We start from the raw sequence: 24,122 nt of genomic DNA on the forward strand, positions 1-24,122 counted from the left end.
TCCTCCTAAATATATCGAAAACGTTTTGTTTACTCTCTATGTTAATTGGCCACCTGGACGATGGCGTGGCGGATGACCTTGTCACCCAGCATGAAGCCCGCCTGGAACACCTGGGCCACCTCGTTCTCCCCTAGATTTTCGTCGTCGATGTGCATGACGGCGTTCATTTTCTCCGGGTCAAAGGGCTTGCCCTGGGCCTCGATCTCCGTGACGCCCTGCTTTTGCAGAATGTCCTTAAACTGGGTGAAGATCATCTCCAGTCCCTTTTTGTGGGGGGAGTCCTCTCCGCCCTCGCTGGCGGCGGCACGCTCCAGATTGTCGTACACCGCCAAAAAGGCGCTGATGGTGTCCGCCTTGGCATCCTGGTACAGGCTATCCTTCTCCTTGGCAGTTCGCTTGCGGTAGTTGTCATATTCCGCGGTGAGGCGGACGAACTGGTCCTTCACGGACTCCAGCTGCTTGGCGGCCAGCTCCGCGGCCTCCATCTGCTGCTGGGTCAGGGTATAGGTTTTCTCCTTTTCCTTTTTCTTCTTGCCTTTGCCGGTCTTTTCCGTCTGCTCCTGGGCGGTCTGTTCCGCGGTCTGCTCCGCCCCCGCCTGGGTCTCCGGGGTCTCCTCAGCGGTGGGCTGCTTCGTCTCTTCGCTCATTCCTTCGTATCCTCCTTCGGGGGTAATTCCTGTTTTCCAAACAGCCGTGTCAGCCCGTCGGCAAAGCCGGAGAGCCGCGCGGCCACCGCCGCGTAATCCATGCGGGTGGGACCCACCACGCCGATGAGGCCCCGCATATTGTCGCCGATGTCGTAGCTGGCCACCACGACGCTGGCGTTTTTCAGCGCGTCGCTGACGTTTTCCGGCCCGATGAGGATCTTCATAGGCCCCTCGTCCGGCAGCGGCAGGTTCTCCTTGCTGTCCGTCATAAAGCTCATCAGCTGATGGGCCTTGTCGGCGTCCCGGAACTCCGGCAGCTTCAAAAGCTCCTTGGTCCCGGCGGTGACGATCTCCCGCTGGCTGGCCTCCTCCAGGGAGTCCGCCGCGTAGGAAATGGTCTGGGACAGCAGCAAAAACAGCTGGGGCGGGATCTGCTCCGCCACGTTCATAAGGCGCTGGTTCATCTCCGACGGGGAGATGTTGGTGAAATGCCCGTTCAGCAGGCTCACCAGGGTGGGCAGCTGCTCCAGGTCCACCTTCAGCTGCAGGCGCAGCAGCTGGCTTTTCACCCGGTCGTCGCTCATCATCATGACCACGATGCAGCTGCGCTCATCCACCGGCAGCAGCTCGAAGCGCTTGGCGGTGAGGCTCTTGCGGCCGGTGACGCTCATGTAGGCGGGATAGTTCACAAAGGAGCTGACCGCCCGGCCCGCCTGGGAGAGGATGTGGTCCAGCTCCTCCATTTTCAGCTGCAGGGACTGGTTGATCTTTTCCGTTTCCGCCAGGCTCAGCCGCTGCCGCTCCATCAGCTCGTTGACATACAGCCGGTAGCCCTTGGGGGACGGCACCCGGCCGGCGGAGGTGTGGGGCTGCTCCAGATAGCCCAGATCCACCAGGTCCGCCAGCTCGTTGCGGATGGTGGCGGAGCTGACCTTGCCGCCCATTTCGGCGGCGATGGCCTTGGAGCCCACAGGCTCGGCGGTGCGGATGTAGTCCTCAATGACGACCTTCAGTATTTTCTTTTTCCGGTCCGTCAGTTCCATGGCTCGCTCCCGTTCCGCTGTTCTCTTGTTGGGTTAGCACTCATTTCCCCCGAGTGCTAAAGCGAGTTTACCACCACGGGAAAGTATTGTCAATGGATGCTTATAAACAATTTGTGAACAAACGGAGACAGGTTTTTGAACTTTTGACAGCCGACGGGGTTTTGCGGCCGTTTCCCCTCCAGAGCGCGAAAAAAGGCGGGCCCGCGCCCGCCTTTTTCGCCTGTTTTTACCAGCGGATCTTTCCCGCCGTCTGCCCGGGAATGAGGCCGGCCCGCCGCAGCGCCGGCGCCAGCGCGGCAAACAGCAGCACCAGCAGCGCCGTCTGGAAGGGCAGCATGATGAGGTTCTTGATGGCGCTGCCGGCTGCCATGACGGACCACGCCTTTCCATAGAGGATGGCGGACCACAGGGAGCCCAGCACCACGTTCTGGATGTTGGTCAGCAGCTTTGCCAGGAACACCCGCCGGATGGTGAGCTCCGCCCGGTACAAAAAGAGGGCATAGATCAAAACGCCCAGCATGGTGGTGAGGGTGTAGCCGGGGAAAAAGGGGTATCCGCCGCCGCCCGTGAGGAAAAAGCTGAGGATGTCCTCCGAAAAGCCGAACACCACGCCCAGCACCGGGCCGCACACCAGGGCGCAGAGGGCTCTGGCCAAAAAGCCCCAGGTGATCTTGGCGCCGCCGAACAGGGGCACGGAGGGGATGTGGCCCAGCACCACGCACATGGCGATCATCAGCGCCGCGAAGGTCAGCTTCCGCAGGTCGCGGAGCTCCCGGACAGCGTCCCGCCAATAGCCGGCGGAAAATGGATGGGGATAGAGAGACATAAAAATACCTTCCTTCTGTAAAATTCGGCAGTCCGGTACCGGAGCGCCGCACAGAGGAAGGTCTCACCCATGTCCTATATGCGGCAGCGGGATGCGGAACACACACTGCAAGACCCCAAAGCGGTCCTTTCGTCCGGAAAACAACTCCCCGTTTTTCCGGCACTATTTCACACGTGTGTTCCTACTCTGCCTTACTGATGTCATGATATTCCATTTCCACAAAAATAGCAATGGAAAAGGTCCCTAAATCTTGCGATTCAGGGACCTTTTTTCAGTGGAAAATCAATTACTCAGCCTTGGGAGCCTCAGCGGCCTTGGCAGCGGCTTCCTCGGCGGCCTTCTTGGCGGCGGCAGCCTTCTCAGCCTGGGCCTTCTTAATGGCCTTGTACTTTTCCTTCTCCTCGGCGGTAGCCACGGGGGAGATGGCGTCACGGGGGCAGACCTTGGTGCAGAGCTTGCAGCCCACGCACTTGTCATAGTCGATGACGGCCACGCCGTTCACCACATGGATGGCGTCCTTCTTGCACTCCTTCTGGCACAGGCCGCAGCCGATGCAGGAGTTGGCGCAGACGCTCATGGCGGCCTTGCCCTTATCCTGGTTGGCGCACAGCACGTGGACCTTCTTGGAGGCGGGGACGGAGGTGATCAAATGGCGGGGGCAGGCGTTGGCGCAGGCCATGCAGGCGGTGCACTTCTCGGGGTCCACCACGGCGGCGCCGTTGGGGCCGATGCTCATGGCGCCGAACTGGCAGGCATTGACACAGGAGCCGAAGCCCAGGCAGCCGAAGCTGCACTCCAGGGGGCCGGCGGCAACCTTGGTAGCGGAGATGCAGTCCTTCACGCCCACATACTCAAAGCGCTTCTTGGCGTTGGTGCCGCCGTTGCAGCGGACGAAGGCCACCTGGCGCTCGCCGGTGGGAGCGGCCTGGCCCATGATCTCCGCGATGGCGGCGGCGTTTTCGGCGCCGGCGGGAGCGCAGGCATTCACGGGAGCGTCACCGGCCAGGATGGCGGCAGCGCAGCCGGCGCAGCCGGGATAGCCGCAGCCGCCGCAGTTGGCGCCGGCCAGATGGCTGAGGATGGCTTCCTCGCGGGGGTCTTTCTTCACCTCAAAGATCTTGGAGGCGACGGCCAGGACCAAGCCGAACACAGCGCCCAGCACGCCCAGCACGATAACAGCATATGCAATATTCATCTCAACTGCCTCCTTACCAGATCTTCAAGCCGGAGAAGCCCATGAACGCCAGGGCCATCAGACCGGCGGTGACCAGGGCGATGGGGAAGCCCTCGAACGCCTTGGGATAATCCGCGAACACCAGGCGCTCACGGATGCTGGCGAACAGCACGATGGCCAGCAGGAAGCCCAGGCCGCCGGTGACGCCGTAGACCACGGACTCGATGAAGTTGTAGTTGTTCTGGATGTTCAGCAGAGCCACGCCCAGAACGGCGCAGTTGGTGGTGATCAGGGGCAGATACACGCCCAGGGCGGTGTACAGGGTGGGCATGGCCTTCTGCAGGAACATCTCGATGAACTGCACCAGAGAGGCAATGACCAGGATGAACGCCACGGTCTGCATGTAGCCCAGGTTCAGAGGAACCAGGATAAAGGTGTTGACCAGCCAGGTGATGGCGGAGGCCAGACCCATGACGAAGGTGACGGCCACGCCCATACCGACGGCGGTGTCGACCTTCTTGGAAACGCCCAGGAAGGGGCAGATGCCCAGGAACTGGGAGAAGATGAAGTTGTTCGCCAGAATGGCGCCCAGCGTGATCGCCAGGAGGTTAGTGATCTGTTCCATACGTTCCTATCCTCCTTATTTCTTAGACTTGGACAGCGCCCACTGCATGGCGGCGATGAGGCAGCCAAGCACCAGGAAGCCGCCCACAGGCAGGGTCAGCATACCGGCGGGGAACTGAGCGGGGATGATCTGGATGCCCTTGCCGCCGGCGCCCAGCAGGCCGCCGCCGAAGGTGCCGGCACCCAGCAGCTCGCGGATGATGCACATGGTCAGCAGGACCAGGGTGTAGCCGATGCCCTGGAAGACGCCGTCGAAGAAGGAGGCCACAACGCCGTTCTTATAGGAGAAGGACTCGGCGCGGCCCAGGATGATGCAGTTCACCACGATCAAGGGGATGAACACGCCCAGGGACTCGGCCAGGGCGGGAACGAAGGCCTGCAGGAACAGGTCCACCATGGTGACGAAGCCCGCGATGACCACGATGAACATGGCGATACGGATCTTGTCAGGCACGATCTTGCGGATCGCGGAGATGATGACGTTGGACAGGGTCAGGATGATGGTGACGGCCAGGCCCATGCCCAGACCGTTGAAGAAGGATGTGGTAATGGCCATGGTGGAGCACATACCCAGCACCTGGACCAGAACGGGGTTCTGATACAGGAGGCCATCCATAAACTGTTTTTTCAAATTCATAAGTTTTCGCTCCTCCCTTCTCAGCCCATGACGCCGGCCACGGCCAGCGCTGCGTTGACGCCGGTGGTGACGCCGCGGCTGGACACGGTGGCGCCGGTGATGGCGTCCACGTTCTTGCCCACAGCCAGCGTACCGTCAGCGGCACTCTTGCCGATGAACTGATCCAGAACGCCGTTTTCGTTGCTCATGACCTTGGAGCCGATGCCCGCGGTCTCGGAGTTGTTGACGATGGAGACGCCGGTGACGACGCCCTCGGCGTCCACGCCCACCATCATCTCGATGTTGCCCTGGGAGCCGGAGGCCACGACCTTCAGCGCGTAGCCGGCGGGAGCGCCGCCGGACTGGACCTCGTAGGCCTCGGTGATGGAGCCGCCGGCGGAGGACGCGGCGGCGGTCATGTCGCCGGTGATCTCCAGCGCGTCGGAGAAGGTGCTGCCCTCGGGATCGGCCACGACGGCCTTCATGGCCTCCTCGGTCTTGGCCTTGTTGATCTCAGCGATGGGGCCCTCGGTCACACTGTTGACCAGGCCCAGCAGGCCGGCCACGACCACGCAGGTCACAAACAAAGTCACGGTCAGCTTAATGATGTACTTGGGGTCCATGTTGACCTTTTCCTTGGTCTGCACTTCGTTACTCATTTCGCAGCCGCCTCCTTCTTATCGGATTTTACGACGCCAAAACGAGTGGGCTTGGTGTACTTGTCGATCAGGGCCACGCACAGGTTCATGACCATGATGGAGTAGCAGACGCCTTCGTTATAGGAGCCAAAGTAACGGATGAGCACGGTGAACAGGCCGCAGCCGATGCCGAAGATCAGCTGGCCCTTCTTGGTAACGGGGGAGGTGGCGTAGTCGGTAGCCATGAAGAAGGCGCCCAGGAACAAGCCGCCGCCGAACACGCTGTACAGCATCCAGTCCATGCCGCTGCCGGCCTTGGGGAACAGGAAGGTCAGCACGGCCACGGTGGCGATATAGGCCACGGGGGTCTGCCAGTTGATGACCTTGCGCCAGATGAGGTACACGCCGCCGATGAGCAGCAGCAGGGCGGAAACCTCGCCCAGGGAGCCGCCGGTCTTGCCCAGGAACATATCCACCACGGAATAGGTCTCCTTGAGGCTGGCGAAGCTGGCCTCCAGGTCGGCGCCGGAGCCCTTCATCATACCCAGGGGGGTGGCGCGGGTGACCACGTCAGCCACGGAGCCCATGAGGGGCGCCTTGTTAGCGGCGGGGTCCAGCCAGGTGGTCATGCTGCCGGCATAGCTGCCCAGCAGGAAGGCGCGGCCGGCCAGGGCGGGGTTGACAAAGTTCTTGCCGATGCCGCCGAAGAGCTGCTTGACCACCACGATGGAGAACAGGTCGCCGATGAGGATCATCCAATAGGGAGTGGTCACGGGGCAGACAAACGCCAGCAGCATGCCGGTGACCACGGCGCTGAGGTCGCCCACGGACTGGGGCTTCTTCATGACCTTGCGGTACAGCCACTCAAAGAACACGCAGCCCAGCACAGACACGGCGGTCAGTGTCAAGGCCTTGACGCCGAAGCACACCACGGCCCAGATCAGAGCGGGCACCATGGCGATGATCACGTCCAGCATAATGGAACGGGTGGTCTCTGCGGCGCGGATATGAGGATTGGAAGTGGCAATGAGCTTCAAATTCTTGTAATCCGTCATTTGTTCACAGCCTCCTTCTTCTCTTCCGCGGCCTTTTTGGCCTCTGCGGCGGCCTTGTCGGCAGCCATCTTGTTCTTCACCAGCTGCTTGCCGGTCTTGAACATCTGGGTCAAGTGCATACGGGCGGGGCAGGTATAAGCGCAGGCGCCGCACTCCATGCAGTCCATGATATGGGCGTCGTTCAGCTCATCCACCATGCCCTTTTCGGCGTACTGGTACATGAACAGGGGCTCCAGGTGCACGGGGCAGGCGGCCACGCACTTGCCGCAGCGAATGCACTGGGGATGCTCAACGGTCTGCTCCTCGTTCTCGCAGAAGGCCAGGATGGCGCCGGTGCCCTTGGCCACGGGAATGTCCGCGGTGTACTGGGCCATGCCCATCATGGGGCCGCCGGCGATGAGCTTGTAGGTGCCGTCCTTCACGCCGCCGCAGGCGTCCAGCAGCAGGGACACGGGGGTGCCGATGGGGCACTCGATGTTCTTGGGCTCCACGATGCCGCTGCCGGACACGGTGACGACCTTGTTCACCACGGGCATGCCCTTGGTGATGGCCCGGTAGATGCACACGGTGGTGTTGATGTTGAATACGGCGCAGCCGATGTTGGAGGGCAGGCCTCCGGGAGGCACCTGCTTGCCGGTGATGGCCTGGCAGAGCTGCTTCTCACCGCCCTGGGGGTAACGGCAGCGCAGGGGCTCCACCACCACGGGGGCGTTCTTTTCGGCGATGACCTTGTTCATGGCGTCGATGCCGTTTTGCTTGTTGTCCTCAACGCCGATGACGACCTTATCCACACCGAACATCTTGGCAAGATAGGTGGCGCCGCCGATGATCTCCTCGGGACGCTCCAGCATGGTGCGGTGGTCGCCGGTGATATAGGGCTCGCACTCGGCGCCGTTGATGATGACGGTGTCCACCTTGCCGATACCGCCGGAGATCTTGACGTGGGTGGGGAACGTTGCGCCGCCCATGCCGACGATGCCGGCGTTCTTCACGATCTCCACCATCTCGTCGACCGTGAGGGCGTCGGGGTCCGCAGGGGCCTGGACCTCCTCACTGAGCTCGTCCTGGAAATCGTTCTCGATGACCACGGACACCATGTTGCCGCCCATGGAATAGGGACGGGGCTCAACAGCCTTGACTTTGCCGGAAACACTGGCGTGGATGGGTGCGCCCAAGCCACGGAACTCGCCGATCTTCTGGCCCACCTTTACCTGGTCGCCCACCTTCACAAGGGGGGTACAGGGTGCGCCAAAGTGCATCGACATGGGGATGACCACCTCTGCCGGGGGAGCCAGCTGCTCGATGGCCTTTTCATTGGTCGCGGCCTTCATGTCATGGGGATGAACGCCGCCAAAGAAAGCTTGTGCCATTGTCTTCACCTCATTTTTACTCCTGATAGCGTCCAGGGCACATACCGGCTCCGTCCCGCCGGCACGCGGGCCGGGGCGCAATTCTGCCCTGGCGATACTACCACATACTGCGTTTGATTCTACACCAAAACTCAAATTTTGTCCAGACTGTGAACGACAGTTTTTGCGGAAATAAGCCGTTTTTTTGCGGCGGAATTTGTGATTTTTTACATCTTTTTCGGTGTCCCCTCCCTCCCCGCCGGGCGCTTCCCTTGTCAGCGGCGGAAAACCATGCTATAATGTCCAATCAAAATCTCATTCCGGAGGCATTTACCATGATGGTACAGCAAATTGACCGCAAGCAACTCAAGCGGGACTCCAAGGCCCTGCTGCGCACGGCCCAGGTCTCCCCCATGGCCATGACCGCCCTGTACCTGGGACTCGTCCTGGTGCTGGACGCGGCGGACGTGTTGTCCGGCGGCAGCGCGGCCCTGGGGATCGGGAGCCTTTTGAGCACCTTTGTCTCCGTTCTGACCTGGCTGGTGGGCATGGTGCTCTCCGCCGGCTTCGTCCTGTACTGCATGGCCATCCGCCGGGGTGAGCGGGCGGAATTTCTGACCCTGTTCGACGGCTTCGCCTTCGTGGGCAAGGTCATCGGCTTGAACATCGTCATCACGGTGTTTATCGCCCTGTGGTCCATGCTGTTCGTCATCCCCGGCATCGTGGCCGCCTACCGCTACCGCTTCGCCCTGTACAACCTCTACGAAAACCCCGGCATCGGCATCATGGAGGCTCTGGACATGAGCAAGCGCCAGACCGTCGGCTACAAGGCGCAGCTGTTCCTGCTGGATTTGAGCTATTACGGCTGGGCGTTCCTGGCCGCCCTCCCCTCCGCCGTGCTGGAATGGTGCGTGTCCTACCAGGAGCTCTCCGCGATCGTGGGCCTGGCCGGCACTCCCGCTCTTATCACCTCCCTGCTGGCATTGTCGGATTTTTCGTGGATCCTCATCATCGACCTGTGGAGCCTGGTGGTGTCCCTGTTCTACCTGCCGGTCTACCAGTGCACGGAGCTGGGGTACTTCGAAACCGCCAAGTCCACCTCCGGTGTGGGCTTCGGCGCGGAGCCGCCCCGGCAGGACGGCTGGAACGGCCGCATCCACCCCGACGACCTGGGCGGCTGGTAAGCCCCTATCAACGTACAAGCCCCCGGCGGGTTTTAGAACCCGCCGGGGGCTTCCGTTTGGCAAAAAAGTCTTTTTGCCAAACGGAAGCAAGTTTTTCTGCACTTAAAAAGTTCAGAAAAACTTATGATCAAAAACGAAAGACACCCCTCCTGGGTTTCTTTCGTAACTATCTTCCTTCCCGTTATCCCACGCTTTCCCCCGCCCCCCGGAGGGGGGAGGGGGACAGGGGGCAGGGGGCGAACCTGCCGCAACATCTTGTGCCCAGGAGCAGCGCCAGCACCACATATAGCACCCCCGCCGCCGCAAGCGCCATGGCGAAGGAGTTGCGCCAGCCCAGGGGCGGAGGGGGGCAAGTAAGACCCCCCCGCCCCGGCGGAGCGCCGCCCGCCAGCGCCACGACAAGCACCGCAGAGCGCGCCCCACCGAGGGGGGGAGGCCAGGGCCAGGGCAGGGACCCGGCCCGCCGCCGGGGGGACCCACGCCAGCGCCACGACAACCACGCGCGCGACCGCGACCAGGGCGGCGCGGGCGGCCAGCAAACCGCCCCGGCGCATACTAGCCGGGGCGATTTGCGAACAAGGGGCGGGGCCTCAAGGCCACGACCGGCCGCACACCGACGAAGCCCCGAGCAAGCGTAGCGGCGCAGGGGCGAAGCGGCGGCAAGCGGGGCCGACGATCCCCCGCGAGGAGTGCCCCAATGGCCGCCGCCCCCGTATCGTCAAGCACCGTGCTGCCAAAAGAAAAGCGAGGGCCATCAAGGCCCCCACCGTTGCATGTTTTCTTCCCACGGATTCCAGACGAAGCCCAGGTCCGTGTACAGGTCCGCGACGTATTCCACGCATGCCTGGCAAATCTCCGCTGGCTGCATCATGTCGTATTCCGGGAGCCTGGTCCCGTGCGCTACTGCATGGCACCGCCAGCAGAGGGTTATTAGGTTTTGCGGGAAGTTCGTTCCCCCCTGCCCCCTGCTGACTACGTGGTGAATTTGGAGGCCTTGGTTACTGTCACATAGTGCGCATCTGAAATGGTCTCTCCGGTATACATCGTGTCTTATTTTGCTTCTGACGTTGGCGCTTATCATCGTGTCGCCCTCCTTTCAAAGATACCGCCTGCGCACTATGGCGGTCAAGGACGCGAAGCGCCGACCGCAGTCGGCAAGCCGCAGGCGCAGTCCTTGAGGGCCATGGTATCATGCACCGATAATGGAAAGGAGGGCGACACCCGTTCCGGTAGGAGCCGCGCTCAAGCGCGGTCAGTCCTTGCCATCGTCTGCGACCATCCAGGAGCGTATCATGCTTTGCAGCAGCGCATATGGCGTCGTCCCCCTGGCAACGCACATGGCCTTCAGCTGAAGGTACTCCCGCCGCCGCATCTTCGTGCTGACGGTGGCCATGTTCTCACCGTCCCACTTCGCCTGCCTGTCCCGTTCCACGCACTCACCCCCTCATGTACTGTTGACCCTGCCATTTTAACAAGAAACTTGTGATGGAACAAGTGTTCTATCAAGTTTCCTGCCATTTCCTCGCAGTTTTCCACCAGGTTTTCCACGTCTGCGACCAGTTCCCGCAACTCTGCGCGGATGCGCACCCCGGCTTTAGCACCCCTCCTGGGTTTCTTTCGTAACTATCTTCCTTCCCGTCACAAAAGGTTTCCGGATTTATCGGCAGCATACAAGCCCCCGGCGGGTTTTAGAACCCGCCGGGGGCTTTTCGTGTTTCTTCTCGTGTCTCTTCACAGCTGGGGGAACTGGCTGCGCACATAGCCGTTCTTCTTCAGCGCCATGGCCAGCAGGGTGGACACCACCAGGCCGAAGGCCGCCTGGGTTAGGTTGCTGGGAATACCGGCGGCACCGGCGGCCAGGCTGCCGGAGAGGACGCCGTCATACAGGCAGTAGCCCACCACCATGATGGCCTCCGCCGCCGCGCCGCACACCACCATGGCCCAGTTCTTTTTGCCCAGAGCCCGGTACAAAAGCGCCGCCGTCAAAGCCATGAGGGCTTTGATGACAAGGGTGCCGGGAACATAGACGGCGTAGCCGGACAGCAGGTCCGCCAGGGCGGGGCCGATGCCTCCGGCGACGGCACCGTAAACGGGGCCCAGCAGGTAGGCGCCCAGCAGCACCACCGCGTCGCCCAGGTTCATATAGCCGCCGGTGGGGGAGGGGACCATCAGCACCCTGGTGGCCACATAGCTCAGCGCCGCGAACAGCGCCGTCATCACCAGCAGCTTCGTCCGCTCGTGAGAGGCGGCGGTGTTGTTTTCCATTGTCTTTTCCATGTGTTTGTTCTCCTTTCGGGTGTTTTTCGATGTTGCCATCATATGCCTTATGTGATATGATTGAAATATCCAAAACATGACTTTTTTATAAGGTCAGATAGGAGGCGGCATATGCTGACCTATTCCATGGAGGAGCGGGGGACCCTGCCCCTGTACGAATACCTGTACCGCTGCATCCGGAGCGATATTCTGGACGGCACCCTGGCCGCCGGGGAGCGGCTGCCCTCCAAGCGGCAGCTGGCGGAGCACCTGCGGCTGTCCGTCATCACCGTGGAGGGGGCCTACCAGCAGCTGGAGGCGGAGGGCTACGTGTACACCCTGCCCAAGCGGGGCTTTTTCGTCGCCCCGGTGGAGCGGCTGGCGGCCGCGCCGCCGGCGCCGGTGCCGCTGCCCGCTCCGGCGGTCAAACGCCCCTGGTGCCTGGATCTGAAGAGCAATCAGGTGGACGTGACATGCTTCCCGGTCTCCACCTGGGCCCGGCTCACCCGCCAGGTCCTCAGTGAGGGCGGCGAGGCCCTGCTGCGGCCGGTGCCCCACCAGGGGCTGGAGGCCCTGCGGCAGGCCATTGCCGACGACCTGCGGGACTACAAGGGCATGACCGTTTCCCCGGAGCAGATCGTGGTGGGCGCCGGCGCCGAGTACCTGTATCTGCTGCTGGCCCAGCTGTTGGGGCCGGAGGCGGTGTTCGCCGTGGAGGACCCGGGCTACCCCAAGATCCGCCAGGTGTACGGAAAGTGCGGCGCCGCGTGCCGACCCGTGTCCCTGGACCGGCGGGGCATGGACATCGCCGCCCTCACCGCCTCCGACGCCAGTGTGGTCCACATCTCCCCCTCCCACCACTACCCCACCGGCCTGGTGACTCCCATCGGCCGGCGGCAGGAGCTGCTGCGCTGGGCCCGGCAGCGGGACGGCTTCATCATCGAGGACGACTATGACAGCGAATTCCGCTTCTCCGGCCGCCCCATCCCCACCCTGCAGAGCATTGACCGGGAGGGACGGGTCATCTACATGAACACCTTCTCCCAGACCATCTCCCCCTCCATGCGGGTGGGCTTCATGGTGCTGCCGCCCCGGCTGCTGGAGCGCTACCGCCGGGAGCTGGATTTTTACGCCTGCACCGTTCCCGCCCTGGAGCAGCACGTGCTGGCCCGGTTTCTGGAGCAGGGGTATTACGAGCAGCACCTGTCCCGGATGCGGAAGGAATACCGCCTCCGCCGGGACCGGGTGCTGGAGGCCTTCCGGGCCAGTCCCTTCGCCAAGCGCGTCACCATCTCCGAACAGGACGCCGGCCTCCACTTCCTGCTGCGGCTGAAAACGTCCCTGTCCGACGAGGCCCTGAAGCTGCGGGCGGAGGAGGCGGGCGTCCGCCTGGGCTTTTTGTCGGAGTACGCCGCCGTGCCGGACCCGGCCCACGCCCACACCCTGGTGGTGAACTACGCCGGATTGGACGCGGAAAAGCTGCCGGAGGCCATAGACCTGCTGGCAAAGGTCTTTGCATAAAAAACGAGGCATAGCCTTTTGGCTACGCCTCGTTTTTTGACCGTTTCAAATATCCCGGCGGCCCTCCAGAGCCCGCATAAGGGTGGCGTCGTCGGCGAACTCCAGGTGTCCCCCCACGGGGATGCCGTAGGCCAGGCGGGTCACCCGCACGTCAAAGGGCTTCAGCAGCCGGGCGATGTACATGGCGGTGGCCTCTCCCTCCGTGTCCGGGTTGGTGGCCATGATGACCTCCTGCACGTCTCCCTTGGCCACCCGCTCCACCAGGGACTTGATGGCCAGGTCGTCGGGGCCCACGTGGTTCATGGGAGAGATGACGCCGTGGAGCACGTGGTAGTGGCCGTTGTACTCCCGGCTGCGCTCAATAGCCGCCACGTCCCGGGGGTCCGCCACCACGCAGATGGTGGAGCCGTCCCGCTTGGGAGAGGCGCAGATGGGGCACAGGCCGCCGGCGGTGAAGTTCTGGCACACCGGGCAGCAGGTGACGCTGTGCTTGGCGTCCAGGATGGCGTCGGCAAACTCCCGGGCCTCCTCCTCGGGAAGGCCCAGCACGTAAAAGGCCAGGCGCTGGGCGGACTTGCCGCCGATGCCCGGCAGCCGGGCGAACTGCTCCACCAGCTTTTCCAGCGGCGCGGGAAAGTACTCCATGCTTCGTTGCTCCTTTCATTGCCCGCCGCCGGCAGGCAATGGATTTCAATGATTTTTGACCCAGCCGCCTTGAGCGGTCACGCAAGGTCCATGGCGAACAGTGCCGCCGCGCCGCCGGTGTGGACGAACACGATGTCGCCCCGGCCGGCGAAGCCGCCTTCTTTCAGCAGCTTCAGCATGCCGCTCCAGGCCTTGCCGGTGTAGACAGGGTCCAGCAAAATGCCCTCCATCCGGGCCAGCTCCCGGATGTACGGGGTGTCCTCCGGGTTGGGAACGGCATAGCCCGCGCCCACGTTGTACACCATGCGGAAGTCACCGGGCGCCCGGTCGGCGGAGACCCCCAGCAGTTCCGCCGCGCCATCGGCCAGAACGGGCACGATGTCCTCAAAGGGGTCGTCATCCACGCCCATGCCGGTGACCTGGGCATGGGGCAGATACCATCTGGCGCCCAGCAGCAGTCCGGCGGTGGTGCCACCGGAGCCGGTGGCGGAGACGATGTGGCCCACCTGGGCGCCATGGTCCGGCAGCTGCTCCGCCATCTCCCGAACACAGTCCGCGTAGCCCAGAGCGCCCAAAGGCGTGGAGCCGCCCACGGGGATGTGGAAGGCCTTATGGCCCGCCTTTTCCAGCTCCGCGCCCAGGCGGTCCATCTCGGCGTAAATGTCGTCATAGCTGTCGGTGTCCACAAAGCGCACCTGGGCGCCGTAGATGTCGTCCAGCACCAGATTGCCCCGGCGCTCCGTGACGCCCCGCTTCTTCAGCAGCAGCACGCAGTCCATACCCAGCCGTGCCGCGCAGGCGGCGGTGAGCATGGCGTGGTTGGACTGGGCGCCGCCGGTGGTGAACACCGTGTCGTACCCCTGTGCCCGGGCCTGGGCCAGCAGGTATTCCAGCTTGCGGACCTTGTTGCCGCCCAGGGCCACGCCGCACAGGTCGTCCCGCTTCACCCAGATGCCGCGGCCGTATTTGGCGCTGATATTTTCCAGCTTGTAAAGGGGCGTGGGGTACACGCCCAGGCTCAGCTTTTCCAGCTTCATTTTCCGTTACCCCCTCAGCTCCGCGATGCGGGCGGGAATGTCCGCCGCCTTGTACACGGCGCTGCCCGCCACCAACACGTTGGCGCCGGCGTCGATGCAGGTGCGGCAGGTGTCCGGGGCCACGCCGCCGTCCACCTCCAGCTCGCAGGCGGGGTTCTTCTCGTCGATGTACCCCCGGATGGCCGTCACCTTGGGCATCATGTCCGCCATGAACTTCTGGCCGCCGAAGCCGGGCTCCACGGTCATGACCAGGATGAGCTCCACCTTCTCCACATAGGGCAGCACCGCTTCAGCGGGGGTGCCGGGCTTCAAGACCACGCCGGCCTTTTTGCCCTTGGCGTGGATCTTGTCGATGGCGGCGTGGATATTTTCCGCCGTGTCGGACTCCAGGTGCACCGTCACCAGGTCGGCACCGGCGTCGCAGAACCGCTCCACGTACCGCACCGGCTCCACGATCATCAAGTGCACGTCCAGGAACATGTCCGTCACCTTGCGGATGGACTCCACCACAGGAATGCCAATGGAGATGTTGGGTACGAACACGCCGTCCATCACGTCCACATGGACGTAGTCGGCGTCAGCGATGCGGTGGATGTCCCGCTCCAGATTCGCAAAATCAGCGGAGAGAATAGACGGTGCGATTTTGACCATAAAAAGTCCCTCTTTTCTGTCAGTCCGGCGGCATTTGGATACATTTGGAGGACAGGTCCCCGTGGCGGCGGAGGCTGCCGGCGCATAGGATGGCGCAAGCGGCCCGGCATCTCCTCGGTCTTTGTTCCCCGCAGCATCCGCCCCCCGAGCCGGGGCGCCGCCGCTTTTAAAATAGGGAGCCGGTGGGTCCGTCCGCCGGCTCCCGTTTGATTGCCATTAGTGTATCAAACTCCCGCCCCAAAAGCAACCCGCCGCCCCGCCCGAAATATTTTTTATTTTGTTGCATATATCACTTTTATCATTAAAACATTATGATATTCTAATATTGCAAAACAAATGAAGGACGGTGGAACCATGGAAAACCGGATAGACTATACAGCGCAGGCGGCATTGCTGAAGGCCCTGTCCAATCCCATCCGGCTGCAGATCGTCCACAACCTGCTGCGCAGCGGCTGTCACAATGTCTCCTGTATGGAGAAAAACAGCGGCATGTCGCAGTCCTGCATCTCCCAGCACCTGCAAAAGCTCCGTTCCGCCGGTGTGGTGACCGCCCGACGCAGCGGAAACGAGGTCTATTACTCCGCCGCCTCCCCGGAGGTGGCCCGGCTGATCGCCGCTTTGTTCGGAGAGGAGGCGGACAGCTATGTCCTGTGACATTTTGGTGATCGGCGGCGGCCCCGCGGGCCTCTCCGCCGCGCTGAACGCCCGGGCACGGGGCCGCAGCGTGCTGGTGGTATCCAACCCGCCGGAGGAAAATCCCCTGTGGCGGGCGGGACAGGTGGACAACTATCCGGGTCTCCCCGGCGTCTCCGGGCAGGAGATGCTCCTTGCCATGCGCCGCCAGGCGGAGGAGGCCGGGGCGGAATTTCTCGCCGGACGGGCGCTCAGCGCCCTTTTCATGATGGGCAGCTGGTTCATCAGCGTGGGTCCGGACATGTACAGCGCCAAAGCCGTGGTGCTGGCCGCCGGCGTGGCCCGGGGCAAAAAGTTCCCCGGCGAGGCGGAGTTTTTGGGCCGGGGCGTCAGCTACTGCGCCACCTGTGACGGCATGCTGTATCGGAACAGGCCGGTGGCGGTGCTGGGCTTTTCCGATTCCGCCCGGAAGGAGGCGGATTTCCTGCGGAGCATCGGCTGCGCCGTCACCTACTTTGACCGGCCGAAAAGCTGCGTCATCCAGGGCGGCGAAGCGGTGGAGTCCGTCACCTGCGACGGAAAGACCGCCGCCGTGGACGCGGTGTTCCTGCTGCGGCCCACCGTGGCCCCGGCGGACCTGTTCCAGGGCCTGGAAACAGAGAACGGGTATGTGACGGTGGACCGCCGCATGACCACCAACCTCTCCGGCCTCTTCGCCGCCGGAGACTGTACCGGCGGACCCCTGCAGGTGGCCAAGGCGGTGGGCGAGGGCCTCATCGCCGGCCAAAGCGCCGCTGCCTTTGTGGCGGCAGCGGAGCGAAATAAACCATGATGTAAAAACATGTAAAGGAGATTCCAATTATGGCAGTCAAGCATCTGAAAACGGAAGAATTTGTCGCCGCCGTGGACGCGGCTCCCCTGGCAATGGTGGATTTCTGGGCCTCCTGGTGCGGCCCCTGCAAAATGCTCTCCCCGGTCATTGAGGCCATCGCAGAGCAGTATGACGGCAAGGTGCTGGTGGGCAAGGTCAACGTGGACGAGGAGCCGGCCCTGGCCGCCCAGTTCGGCGTCATGAGCATCCCCACGGTGGTGTTCTTGAAAAACGGCCGGGAGTTCGACCGCAAGGTGGGCGTGATGCCCCCCGACGCCTTCACCTCCGTTCTGGAGAAGAACCTGTAAGCGGCAAAAACCGCCTGTCCCGGTGGGACAGGCGGTTTTCCTTTACACGGAAAGCACGGGGCGCCTTTCGGCGCCCCGTGCTTTTATGTTCGTTTATAGGCTTGCTCCGCGTATCAGCACTTCTCGAAGATGGTGGCAACGCCCATGCCGCCGCCGATGCACAGCGTGGCCAGGCCCTTCTTGGCCTCGGGACGCTTCTGCATCTCGTGCAGCAGCGTGACGATGATACGGGCGCCGGAAGCGCCGACGGGGTGGCCCAGGGAGATGGCGCCGCCGTTGACGTTGACCTTGCTCATATCGAAGTGCAGCTCACGGGCCACAGCGATGGACTGGGCAGCGAAGGCCTCGTTGGCTTCCACCAGGTCGATGTCCTCGATGGTGACGCCGGCCTTCTCCATGGCCTGACGGGAAGCGGGCACGGGGCCGACACCCATGATCTTGGGATCGACGCCGCCCTGGCCCCAGCCGATCAGCTTGGCCATGGGCTTGAGGCCGTACTTCTCCACAGCCTCGCCGGAGGCCAGCACGATGGCGGCGGCGCCGTCATTGATGCCGGAGGCGTTGGCGGCGGTGACGCGCTGGGTGCCCTTGTCGTCGGCATCCTGGGCGCCGGTGACCTCGAAGGTGTGGACGACCTGGGGATTGGGGGACTCGGGGCCCACAGGGAAGGCGCCGCGCAGCTTGGCAATGCCCTCGGCGGTGACGCCGGCCTTGGGGAACTCGTCCTTCTTGAACTCCACGATCTCCTTCTTGACCTTCACGGGCACGGGGACGATCTCATCGTCGAACTTGCCGGCGGCCTGGGCGGCCTCGGTCTTCTGCTGGGAGGCGGCGGCGAACTCGTCCTGCTCCTTGCGGGTGATGCCCCAGATGTCGTTGATGTTCTCGGCGGTGGTGCCCATGTGATAGTTGTTATAGGCGTCCCACAGGCCGTCCTTGATCATGGTGTCCACCAGCTTCTTGTCACCCATGCGGGCGCCCCAGCGGGCGTCGGGAGCGGCAAAGGGAGCGGCGCTCATGTTCTCGGTGCCGCCGCAGACGACCACGTCAGCGTCGCCGGCCAGGATGGAACGGGCACCCTCGATGACGGACTTCATGCCGGAGCCGCAGACCATGCCGACGGTGTAGGCGGGCACGGAATAGGGGATGCCGGCCTTGATGGAGACCTGGCGGGCAACGTTCTGGCCCAGGCCAGCGGTCAGGATGCAGCCGAACATCAGCTCGTCCACCTGCTCGGGCTTCACGCCGGCGCGGTTCAGAGCCTCCTTGACGACGATGGCGCCCAGGTCGGCGGCGGGGGTGTTCTTCAGAGCGCCGCCAAAGGAACCAATTGCGGTTCTGCAGCAATTCACGACATAGAGCTCTTTCATGATAGTCCTCCGTTTTTATAAAAATTTTTTGTTTGGAAGCGGTACGGGCACCAGCCGGTGGCCGCTGCCGCAAATGCTAACCAATGGGACCGGGCGGTGCGTTTTTGGTTTGTCAAACTTTAAACAGGATTGCTAAATTTTTGACAAATCAGTGGATACCTCACCACCCGCAAGTTTGATTATAGTGGGTTTCTCTTCCTCCGTCAATGGAAACCTATGGCATTTTTGAATTTTTGTTAAATCTTTGACAAAACAACGTCCGTTTTCGTCAAGTTGACGAAAACGGACGTTTTCATTTCTCCAGTGCCTCCCGGGAGCGGTCCAGGGCGGCGCAGAAGGCCGCTGTGTCCAAGTTCCGGTACGCTTCCGTGGTCCGGACCTCGGCCCCGTCCGCCGCCGCCTGCAGCCGGTGGTCCAGCAGGTCCTGCCGCACCGCCTCCGTGTCGTCGCGGAGCCGCAGCAGGATGGCCCACCCATCTTCCGTCTCCACGATGCCGCTGAGCTGCCCCTCCGCCAGGGCGGCGGCGGAGGCGGAAAGGCTCTCCGGCAGCGTACCGTCCGTTGGCAGCAGGGTCCTGGGATAGCCGTCCTCGCCGCCGGCGGCGGTGCGCAGGGCGGCGAGATCCGCCTCCGGGCTCCGGCTTGCGTTGAGGCCGGCGAAGGCCTCCGCCGCCCGGTTTTCCCCGTCCTCGCCGGAAAAGGTCACCATATCCACCGTGACATACCCCTGCTGGCGGAAAAATTCCGCCAGCTCTTCCTCCCCGGCCCACAGGGGACTGTTCGGCTCCTCCGCCAGGGCGCACAGGCGGAGGTATAAGTAATGGTCCTCCGACAGCGTTTCGGCGGCGGAGCGGTCCAGCCCCTGCCGGGCGAGGTACGTCTCCTCCCCGCCGGCGGCCGCGGTTTTTTCCGCCCACTCGGCGTCCATGGCGGCACGGTCCTCCGCCGTCAGGGCGCAGCCGTACTTCTCCGCCCAACCTTCCACGGTGGCATACAGGGCGGCGCTGCGAAGGGCCTGGTCCTTGGCGTAGCCGCCCAGGGTGCCGTCCTCCAGCGGCGCCGACCAATCCGGTTCGCCGCCGGCGGACCTGTAATAGTCCCGGATATCGCCGCAGACGGCCGCCAGCCAGTACAGGTACTGCCCGGCGGTGACCTCCCGGCCATCCACCGCGGCCACCACGGTGTCCGCCGCCAGGCCGGCGGTGCCGGAAAGGCCGGTCTCCGCCTCCGGGGCGGTCCGCGCTTTTTCACAGCCGGCCGGCAGCAGGCAGATGATGAGCAGCAGGGGCAGGATGGTTCGTCTCATGGCACTCAGACTCCTTCACGGGATGTCCCATCCTATGCGGCGCGGCTTTGGTTTATGCCCGCTCCTCCGACGCCAGCTTCAAGTCCTCCACCAGCTCCGTGGCGGACGCCAGCACGTCGGCGCCGGGCTTGAGCTTCAGCGTGATGGCCGGCGTGTCCCCGGCGGCCAGGGTCAGCCGCTGGCGGTACTTGGGCAGGCCGCACACCGCCACCAGCGCCTCCGGCCGGAACACGGCCAGCTGCAGCTTCAAAAGGCTGCCCTTCTGGGAGATGTCGCTGACGCCGGCCTTGGCGGCGGCGGAGCGCAGCAGCGCCACGTCCAGCAGGGCCAGCACGCTCTTGGGCGCCTCTCCGTAGCGGTCCAGCATCTCGTCCAGCAGGTCCGAGGCGTCGTCGTCCGTGCGGATGGCGGCGATGCGGCGGTACAGGTCCATCCGCTGCTCCGCCGAGGGAACATAGCGGTCGGGGATGTTGGCATTCACCGTCAGATCGGCGGAGCACTCCGTCTCGATCTTCTTCTCCTCGCCCTTCTCCTCCAGGACCGCCTCCTCCAGCAGCTTCAAATAGAGGTCGTAGCCCACGCTCATGAGGTAGCCGGACTGCTCCGGCCCCAGCAGGTTGCCGGCGCCCCGGATCTCCAGGTCCCGCATGGCGATCTTGAAGCCGGAGCCGAACTCCACATACTCCCGGATGGCCGCCAGGCGCTTGGCGGCGGTCTCCTGGAGCACCTTGCCCCGCCGGTAGGTAAGGTAGGCGTAGGCCCGGCGGGCGCTGCGGCCGATGCGGCCCCGGATCTGGTGGAGCTGAGCCAGGCCCATCTTGTCCGCGTCCTCGATGATGAGGGTGTTCACGTTGGGGATGTCGATGCCGGTCTCAATGATGGTGGTGCACACGAACACATCCGCCTCCCCGTCCACCATGGCCTGCATGGCCCGGGACAGCTCCTGCTCGCTCATCTTGCCGTGTCCGGTGACGATGCGCGCCTCCGGCCCCAGCAGTTTCTGGATGCGGGAGGCGGTGAGGTCGATGCTCTCCACCCGGTTGTGGAGGTAGTACACCTGTCCCCCCCGGCCGATCTCCCTGCGCATGGCGTCCTCGATGACGGCCCAGTCGTGCTCCAGCACGTAGGTCTGCACCGGCTGGCGGTCCTGGGGCGGCTCCTCCAGGGTGGACATGTCCCGCAGGCCCGAGAGGGCCATGTTCAGCGTCCGGGGAATGGGGGTGGCGGACAGGGTCAGCACGTCCACCTGGCGGCTCATCTCCTTGAGCCGCTCCTTGTGGGTGACGCCGAAGCGCTGCTCCTCGTCGATGATGAGCAGGCCCAGGTCGTGGAACTCCATGCTTTTTTGCAGCAGCTTGTGGGTGCCGATGAGCAGGTCCACGGCCCCCCGCTTGGCGGCGTCCAGGATGCGCTTTTGCTCCTTGGCGGGGGTGAAGCGGGAGAGCACCTCGATGCGGACGGGGAAATTCCGGAACCGGCCCACGGCGGTGGCGTAATGCTGCTGGGCCAGGACGGTGGTGGGCACCAGGATGGCGGCCTGCTTCCCGTCCAGGATGCACTTCATGACGGCCCGCAGGGCCACCTCCGTCTTGCCGTAGCCCACGTCGCCGCACAGCAGCCGGTCCATGGGCCGGGGCTTTTCCATGTCGGCCTTGATCTCCGCGATGCAGCGCAGCTGGTCTTCGGTCTCCTCGTAGTCAAAGGCCTCCTCGAACTCCCGCTGCCAGGTGGAATCCGGGGAGAAGGCGAAGCCCGGCTGCCGCTGCCGCTGGGCGTACAGGGCGATGAGCCCCTTGGCCAGGTCCTTGGCGGCTTTTTTCGCCTTGGTCTTCTGCTTGGCCCACTCGGTGCCTCCCAGCTTGTTGAGCTTTGTGCGCTCCTGGTCCTCTCCGCCGCCGATGTACTTGGACACCTGGTCCAGCTGGGTGACGGGGACATACAGGCAGTCGCCGCCGGCGTAGTCGATTTTGATATAGTCCTTTTCCACGCCGTCCACCGGCATTTTCTGGATGCCCGCAAACCGGCCCACGCCGTGGTGAACGTGGACCACCAGGTCGCCGGGAGACAGGTCCGTGTAGGACTGGAGCTTCTGGCGGTTGGAGCTGTTTTTCAGTTTCTGCCGCCTGTGGGGCGCGGCGGTCAGCTGCCCCTCCGTCAGCACGGCCAGCTTCAGCTGGGGCCATTCGCTGCCGGCGGACAGGGCACCCAAGGCCACCCGCACCTCGCCGGGAGCGGGCATGGCGGTGTTGGAAAGGTCCAGCGCCGCGGGGATGTCCCGCTCCTCCAGCAGCCGCTGGAGGTTCCGGGCCCGGGTCTCGCTGCCGCACAGCACCAGCACGGCGCTGCCGCTGGCGCGGTAGTGGGCCATGTCCCCCACGGCGGTCTCCAGGCTGCCGCCGTAGGAGGAGAGCTGCTTGGCGTTCACGGACAAAAGCCCCCGGGGCCGCAGGGGATACCGGGAGGTGGGCAGGGCGTTTTCCATGATGACGGGGAATTCCTCCAGAGCGGCGTACAGCTCCTCGGCGGAGAGGGTCAGCTTCGCCCACTCTCCCGTCAGCGCTCCGGCCTCCAGCAGTGCCTCCGTGTCCTGCTTCTGCTGAAGAAGGGTGGCCTTCACCCGGTCCTCCACCCGGCCGCTCTCGCACAAAAACACCACGCTCTCCCGCGGCAGATAGTGGACGCCTGCCGTCACCTCCGGGTAAATGGCCGCCAGGTAGCGGTCCGCGCCGCCCACGGCGGCGCCGCTGCGCAGACGCTCCGCGTCCTCCCGCAGGGTCTGGACCGTCCGCTCCGTTTTCTGCTTTTTCGCAAGCTTCTCCGCCTGGGCGGCCAGAGTGTCCGCCAGGCCGGTCAAGCCCCCCCGGGCGGTGTGGGGCAGCACTTCCGCCGCCGGCAGCACCAGGGCGGACTTCACATTTTTCACCCGCCGCTGGGTGCCGGGGTCGAACGTGCCCATGGAGTCGATCTCATCGTCGAAAAACTCGCACCGCACCGGCTGCTCCATGAGGGGGGAGAACACGTCCAGGATGCCGCCCCGCAGGGCGAACTGGCCCACGCCCTCCACCTGCTGGCAGCGGGTGTAGCCGGCGCAGACCAGCTGCTCCGCCAGGTCCTGCAGCTCCGCCCGCTGCCCCACCTCCAGCGTCCGGGACAGGGACACCAGCCGCTCCGGCGGCAGGGTCCGGGCGCAGAGGGCGTCGGCGGTGGCCACGATGACCCGGGCCTGTCCCCGGGCCATGGCGTACAGGGCCGCCAGGCGGTTTTGCTCCCAGGCCCGGGAGCTGACGGCGCCGGGCAGCAGCTGCCACTCCCGGCCCAGCAGCGTCACCGGCTCCCCGCCCAGCAGCGTCCGAAGGTCCCCGGAGAGCACCTGGGCCTCCCGCTCATCGCCGCACACGAACACCGCCGGCCGGTCCAGTGCCCGGGCCACGGCAGCGCCCACGCAGGCCCGCTGTACCGGCTGCAGGCCGTTCACCGCCGCCGGGCAGCCGCCCTCCTCCACCCGGCGGATAAGCTCCGCCACCTCCGGGATGGTATTCAGTTTTTGCAGTAACTGTTCCATAGGCAATGATAACCTCTGTTAAAATTTGGAAATTATAGGCAGGAGAAAGCGCATCCCGCCGCCAAGGGAGGGGGATGTGCCGTTCTATCTCTATGCGGGGAGCGCGGCAAATTTGCGTCTCCCGCGCCCGCGCTTTTCCGCCGCGGCCCTCAGTTGAAGTCGTTCATGGCTTTCTGGCAGCCGTTCTCAATGATGCACGCCGCCGCGTCGATGGCCCTTTCAAAGCTCTCCAGCAGCACCTTTTTCTCCGCCTTGGAGGGCTCGCCGATGACCCAGTCGATCATGTCCGCACCGCCGCCGGCGGGGGCGCCGGTGCCGATCTTCACCCGGGGGAAGTCCTGGGTGCCCAGGTGGGCGATGATATTTTTGATGCCGTTGTGGCCGCCGGCGGAGCCGGTGGGCCGCACCCGCAGCTTGCCCACGGGCAGGGACACGTCATCGTAGATCACCAGCACATGGTCGGCGGGGACCTTGTAGAACTGCACGGCCTCCCGGACCGCCTCGCCGGAGAGGTTCATATAGGTCTGGGGCTTCATGACCAGGCACTTGCAGCCGGCAAAATTCAAAATGTTATAGGCGGACTTGAACTTCACCTTGTTCAGCTTCACGCCGGCCTTTTCCGCCAGCAGGTCCACGGTGAGAAAGCCCATGTTGTGGCGGGTGTTGGCGTATTTCTGGCCGGGGTTTCCCAGGCCCACCACCAGCCAGTCCACGGCGGCGGATTTATTTCCAAACAGCATGTGGTTCTCCTTCCGGATAACGCCGCAAGGGCGGGGAAGTGACCTTCCCCGCCTTGCGCGTCAACA

Annotated in this window: 25 protein-coding genes and 1 riboswitch; of the genes, 5 read left to right on the forward strand and 20 right to left on the reverse strand. The window is 63.9% G+C overall.

Annotation, left to right across the window (positions count from 1 at the left end):
* Nucleotides 1-41: 41 nt before the first annotated feature.
* The 9 genes from ACTQ4R_RS11360 to rsxC all read right to left on the reverse strand — a co-directional run bounded on the left by ACTQ4R_RS11360 (nt 42) and on the right by rsxC (nt 7,993).
* Nucleotides 42-647, reverse strand: a complete 606-nt coding sequence (locus ACTQ4R_RS11360) for a nucleotide exchange factor GrpE (RefSeq protein ID WP_441628755.1) — start codon at nt 645-647, stop codon at nt 42-44.
* A complete protein-coding gene (hrcA, locus tag ACTQ4R_RS11365; protein ID WP_441628757.1) occupies nt 644-1,690 on the reverse strand; it encodes a heat-inducible transcriptional repressor HrcA in 1,047 nt (348 codons plus the stop codon). The genes ACTQ4R_RS11360 and hrcA overlap by 4 nt, the downstream gene beginning before the upstream one ends.
* 226 nt (nt 1,691-1,916) lie before the next feature.
* A complete protein-coding gene (locus ACTQ4R_RS11370; RefSeq protein WP_441628759.1) occupies nt 1,917-2,516 on the reverse strand; it encodes a folate family ECF transporter S component in 600 nt (199 codons plus the stop codon).
* A gap of 82 nt (nt 2,517-2,598) precedes the next feature.
* A riboswitch (THF riboswitch) is annotated at nt 2,599-2,707 on the reverse strand.
* Between the two features lie 95 nt (nt 2,708-2,802).
* Complete coding sequence (locus ACTQ4R_RS11375) at nt 2,803-3,711, reverse strand: RnfABCDGE type electron transport complex subunit B (protein ID WP_441628761.1); 909 nt, start codon at nt 3,709-3,711, stop codon at nt 2,803-2,805.
* 13 nt (nt 3,712-3,724) lie between these two features.
* Complete coding sequence (rsxA, locus tag ACTQ4R_RS11380) at nt 3,725-4,315, reverse strand: electron transport complex subunit RsxA (protein ID WP_441628763.1); 591 nt, start codon at nt 4,313-4,315, stop codon at nt 3,725-3,727.
* A gap of 15 nt (nt 4,316-4,330) precedes the next feature.
* Complete coding sequence (rsxE, locus tag ACTQ4R_RS11385; RefSeq protein WP_441628765.1) at nt 4,331-4,951, reverse strand: electron transport complex subunit RsxE; 621 nt, start codon at nt 4,949-4,951, stop codon at nt 4,331-4,333.
* A 20-nt stretch (nt 4,952-4,971) separates the two neighbouring features.
* Nucleotides 4,972-5,589, reverse strand: coding sequence for an RnfABCDGE type electron transport complex subunit G (locus ACTQ4R_RS11390; protein ID WP_441628767.1), 618 nt, complete (start codon nt 5,587-5,589; stop codon nt 4,972-4,974).
* Nucleotides 5,586-6,623: an RnfABCDGE type electron transport complex subunit D gene (locus tag ACTQ4R_RS11395; protein ID WP_441628769.1), complete on the reverse strand. Its 1,038-nt coding sequence runs from the start codon at nt 6,621-6,623 to the stop codon at nt 5,586-5,588. The genes ACTQ4R_RS11390 and ACTQ4R_RS11395 overlap by 4 nt, the downstream gene beginning before the upstream one ends.
* Nucleotides 6,620-7,993, reverse strand: coding sequence for an electron transport complex subunit RsxC (gene rsxC / locus ACTQ4R_RS11400; protein WP_441628771.1), 1,374 nt, complete (start codon nt 7,991-7,993; stop codon nt 6,620-6,622). Before rsxC ends, ACTQ4R_RS11395 begins: the two co-directional genes overlap by 4 nt.
* 314 nt (nt 7,994-8,307) lie before the next feature.
* Between rsxC and ACTQ4R_RS11405 the strand changes: the two genes are divergently transcribed.
* Nucleotides 8,308-9,156, forward strand: coding sequence for a DUF975 family protein (locus tag ACTQ4R_RS11405; protein ID WP_441628773.1), 849 nt, complete (start codon nt 8,308-8,310; stop codon nt 9,154-9,156).
* Nucleotides 9,157-9,337: 181 nt separating this feature from the next.
* On the opposite strand, the gene ACTQ4R_RS11410 is transcribed toward ACTQ4R_RS11405, so the two are convergent.
* From ACTQ4R_RS11410 to ACTQ4R_RS11425, 4 genes are all read right to left on the reverse strand, one after another.
* Complete coding sequence (locus tag ACTQ4R_RS11410) at nt 9,338-9,562, reverse strand: hypothetical protein (protein ID WP_441628775.1); 225 nt, start codon at nt 9,560-9,562, stop codon at nt 9,338-9,340.
* A 348-nt stretch (nt 9,563-9,910) separates the two neighbouring features.
* Complete coding sequence (locus ACTQ4R_RS11415) at nt 9,911-10,237, reverse strand: HNH endonuclease (RefSeq protein ID WP_441628777.1); 327 nt, start codon at nt 10,235-10,237, stop codon at nt 9,911-9,913.
* Nucleotides 10,238-10,408: 171 nt separating this feature from the next.
* Entirely contained in the window at nt 10,409-10,588 is a 180-nt protein-coding gene (locus ACTQ4R_RS11420; RefSeq protein ID WP_441628779.1) for a hypothetical protein, read from the reverse strand.
* Nucleotides 10,589-10,887: 299 nt separating this feature from the next.
* Nucleotides 10,888-11,433, reverse strand: a complete 546-nt coding sequence (locus ACTQ4R_RS11425) for an ECF transporter S component (protein ID WP_441628781.1) — start codon at nt 11,431-11,433, stop codon at nt 10,888-10,890.
* 111 nt (nt 11,434-11,544) lie between these two features.
* Here ACTQ4R_RS11425 and pdxR point away from each other — a divergent pair, with 111 nt between their 5' ends.
* A complete protein-coding gene (gene pdxR, locus ACTQ4R_RS11430; protein ID WP_441628783.1) occupies nt 11,545-12,933 on the forward strand; it encodes a MocR-like pyridoxine biosynthesis transcription factor PdxR in 1,389 nt (462 codons plus the stop codon).
* Nucleotides 12,934-12,978: 45 nt separating this feature from the next.
* Here the strand turns inward: pdxR and recR are convergent, their stop codons facing one another.
* The 3 genes from recR to rpe all read right to left on the reverse strand — a co-directional run bounded on the left by recR (nt 12,979) and on the right by rpe (nt 15,266).
* Complete coding sequence (gene recR, locus ACTQ4R_RS11435) at nt 12,979-13,578, reverse strand: recombination mediator RecR (RefSeq protein ID WP_441628785.1); 600 nt, start codon at nt 13,576-13,578, stop codon at nt 12,979-12,981.
* A 77-nt stretch (nt 13,579-13,655) separates the two neighbouring features.
* A complete protein-coding gene (locus ACTQ4R_RS11440; protein ID WP_441628787.1) occupies nt 13,656-14,615 on the reverse strand; it encodes a 1-aminocyclopropane-1-carboxylate deaminase/D-cysteine desulfhydrase in 960 nt (319 codons plus the stop codon).
* Nucleotides 14,616-14,621: 6 nt separating this feature from the next.
* Nucleotides 14,622-15,266, reverse strand: a complete 645-nt coding sequence (gene rpe / locus ACTQ4R_RS11445) for a ribulose-phosphate 3-epimerase (RefSeq protein WP_441628789.1) — start codon at nt 15,264-15,266, stop codon at nt 14,622-14,624.
* Nucleotides 15,267-15,620: 354 nt separating this feature from the next.
* Between rpe and ACTQ4R_RS11450 the strand changes: the two genes are divergently transcribed.
* Genes ACTQ4R_RS11450 through trxA form a run of 3 tightly spaced genes read left to right on the forward strand, consistent with a single transcriptional unit; the run spans nt 15,621 to nt 17,078 of the window.
* Complete coding sequence (locus ACTQ4R_RS11450; protein ID WP_441628791.1) at nt 15,621-15,920, forward strand: ArsR/SmtB family transcription factor; 300 nt, start codon at nt 15,621-15,623, stop codon at nt 15,918-15,920.
* Entirely contained in the window at nt 15,910-16,731 is an 822-nt protein-coding gene (locus ACTQ4R_RS11455; protein ID WP_441628793.1) for an NAD(P)/FAD-dependent oxidoreductase, read from the forward strand. The genes ACTQ4R_RS11450 and ACTQ4R_RS11455 overlap by 11 nt, the downstream gene beginning before the upstream one ends.
* A 29-nt stretch (nt 16,732-16,760) precedes the next feature.
* Nucleotides 16,761-17,078, forward strand: a complete 318-nt coding sequence (gene trxA / locus ACTQ4R_RS11460) for a thioredoxin (RefSeq protein ID WP_441628795.1) — start codon at nt 16,761-16,763, stop codon at nt 17,076-17,078.
* Between the two features lie 113 nt (nt 17,079-17,191).
* Here trxA and ACTQ4R_RS11465 read toward each other — a convergent pair whose 3' ends face one another.
* The 4 genes from ACTQ4R_RS11465 to pth form a co-directional block, all read right to left on the reverse strand.
* Nucleotides 17,192-18,448 (reverse strand): acetyl-CoA C-acetyltransferase, encoded by a 1,257-nt coding sequence (locus tag ACTQ4R_RS11465; protein ID WP_441628797.1) that lies wholly within the window; start codon nt 18,446-18,448, stop codon nt 17,192-17,194.
* 292 nt (nt 18,449-18,740) lie between these two features.
* A complete protein-coding gene (locus ACTQ4R_RS11470; protein WP_441628799.1) occupies nt 18,741-19,754 on the reverse strand; it encodes a peptidyl-prolyl cis-trans isomerase in 1,014 nt (337 codons plus the stop codon).
* A gap of 52 nt (nt 19,755-19,806) precedes the next feature.
* Nucleotides 19,807-23,316 carry a transcription-repair coupling factor gene (gene mfd, locus ACTQ4R_RS11475; protein ID WP_441628801.1) on the reverse strand — a complete coding sequence of 1,170 codons (3,510 nt, stop codon included), beginning with the start codon at nt 23,314-23,316 and terminating at the stop codon, nt 19,807-19,809.
* A 149-nt stretch (nt 23,317-23,465) separates the two neighbouring features.
* Nucleotides 23,466-24,056 carry an aminoacyl-tRNA hydrolase gene (gene pth / locus ACTQ4R_RS11480; protein ID WP_441628803.1) on the reverse strand — a complete coding sequence of 197 codons (591 nt, stop codon included), beginning with the start codon at nt 24,054-24,056 and terminating at the stop codon, nt 23,466-23,468.
* Nucleotides 24,057-24,122: the final 66 nt, after the last annotated feature.

This window comes from Dysosmobacter sp. Sow4_B12 (assembly GCF_052116665.1).
In the GTDB taxonomy this organism is placed as follows: domain Bacteria; phylum Bacillota; class Clostridia; order Oscillospirales; family Oscillospiraceae; genus Oscillibacter.

Bases quoted from the DNA above. Each gene is read 5' to 3' on its own strand.
- ACTQ4R_RS11360 (WP_441628755.1), bottom strand. From the start codon at position 647: ATGAGCGAAGAGACGAAGCAGCCCACCGCTGAGGAGACCCCGGAGACC.
- hrcA (WP_441628757.1), bottom strand. From the start codon at position 1,690: ATGGAACTGACGGACCGGAAAAAGAAAATACTGAAGGTCGTCATTGAG.
- ACTQ4R_RS11370 (WP_441628759.1), bottom strand. From the start codon at position 2,516: ATGTCTCTCTATCCCCATCCATTTTCCGCCGGCTATTGGCGGGACGCT.
- ACTQ4R_RS11375 (WP_441628761.1), bottom strand. From the start codon at position 3,711: ATGAATATTGCATATGCTGTTATCGTGCTGGGCGTGCTGGGCGCTGTG.
- rsxA (WP_441628763.1), bottom strand. From the start codon at position 4,315: ATGGAACAGATCACTAACCTCCTGGCGATCACGCTGGGCGCCATTCTG.
- rsxE (WP_441628765.1), bottom strand. From the start codon at position 4,951: ATGAATTTGAAAAAACAGTTTATGGATGGCCTCCTGTATCAGAACCCC.
- ACTQ4R_RS11390 (WP_441628767.1), bottom strand. From the start codon at position 5,589: ATGAGTAACGAAGTGCAGACCAAGGAAAAGGTCAACATGGACCCCAAG.
- ACTQ4R_RS11395 (WP_441628769.1), bottom strand. From the start codon at position 6,623: ATGACGGATTACAAGAATTTGAAGCTCATTGCCACTTCCAATCCTCAT.
- rsxC (WP_441628771.1), bottom strand. From the start codon at position 7,993: ATGGCACAAGCTTTCTTTGGCGGCGTTCATCCCCATGACATGAAGGCC.
- ACTQ4R_RS11405 (WP_441628773.1), top strand. From the start codon at position 8,308: ATGATGGTACAGCAAATTGACCGCAAGCAACTCAAGCGGGACTCCAAG.
- ACTQ4R_RS11415 (WP_441628777.1), bottom strand. From the start codon at position 10,237: ATGATAAGCGCCAACGTCAGAAGCAAAATAAGACACGATGTATACCGG.
- ACTQ4R_RS11425 (WP_441628781.1), bottom strand. From the start codon at position 11,433: ATGGAAAAGACAATGGAAAACAACACCGCCGCCTCTCACGAGCGGACG.
- pdxR (WP_441628783.1), top strand. From the start codon at position 11,545: ATGCTGACCTATTCCATGGAGGAGCGGGGGACCCTGCCCCTGTACGAA.
- recR (WP_441628785.1), bottom strand. From the start codon at position 13,578: ATGGAGTACTTTCCCGCGCCGCTGGAAAAGCTGGTGGAGCAGTTCGCC.
- ACTQ4R_RS11440 (WP_441628787.1), bottom strand. From the start codon at position 14,615: ATGAAGCTGGAAAAGCTGAGCCTGGGCGTGTACCCCACGCCCCTTTAC.
- rpe (WP_441628789.1), bottom strand. From the start codon at position 15,266: ATGGTCAAAATCGCACCGTCTATTCTCTCCGCTGATTTTGCGAATCTG.
- ACTQ4R_RS11450 (WP_441628791.1), top strand. From the start codon at position 15,621: ATGGAAAACCGGATAGACTATACAGCGCAGGCGGCATTGCTGAAGGCC.
- ACTQ4R_RS11455 (WP_441628793.1), top strand. From the start codon at position 15,910: ATGTCCTGTGACATTTTGGTGATCGGCGGCGGCCCCGCGGGCCTCTCC.
- trxA (WP_441628795.1), top strand. From the start codon at position 16,761: ATGGCAGTCAAGCATCTGAAAACGGAAGAATTTGTCGCCGCCGTGGAC.
- ACTQ4R_RS11465 (WP_441628797.1), bottom strand. From the start codon at position 18,448: ATGAAAGAGCTCTATGTCGTGAATTGCTGCAGAACCGCAATTGGTTCC.
- ACTQ4R_RS11470 (WP_441628799.1), bottom strand. From the start codon at position 19,754: ATGAGACGAACCATCCTGCCCCTGCTGCTCATCATCTGCCTGCTGCCG.
- mfd (WP_441628801.1), bottom strand. From the start codon at position 23,316: ATGGAACAGTTACTGCAAAAACTGAATACCATCCCGGAGGTGGCGGAG.
- pth (WP_441628803.1), bottom strand. From the start codon at position 24,056: ATGCTGTTTGGAAATAAATCCGCCGCCGTGGACTGGCTGGTGGTGGGC.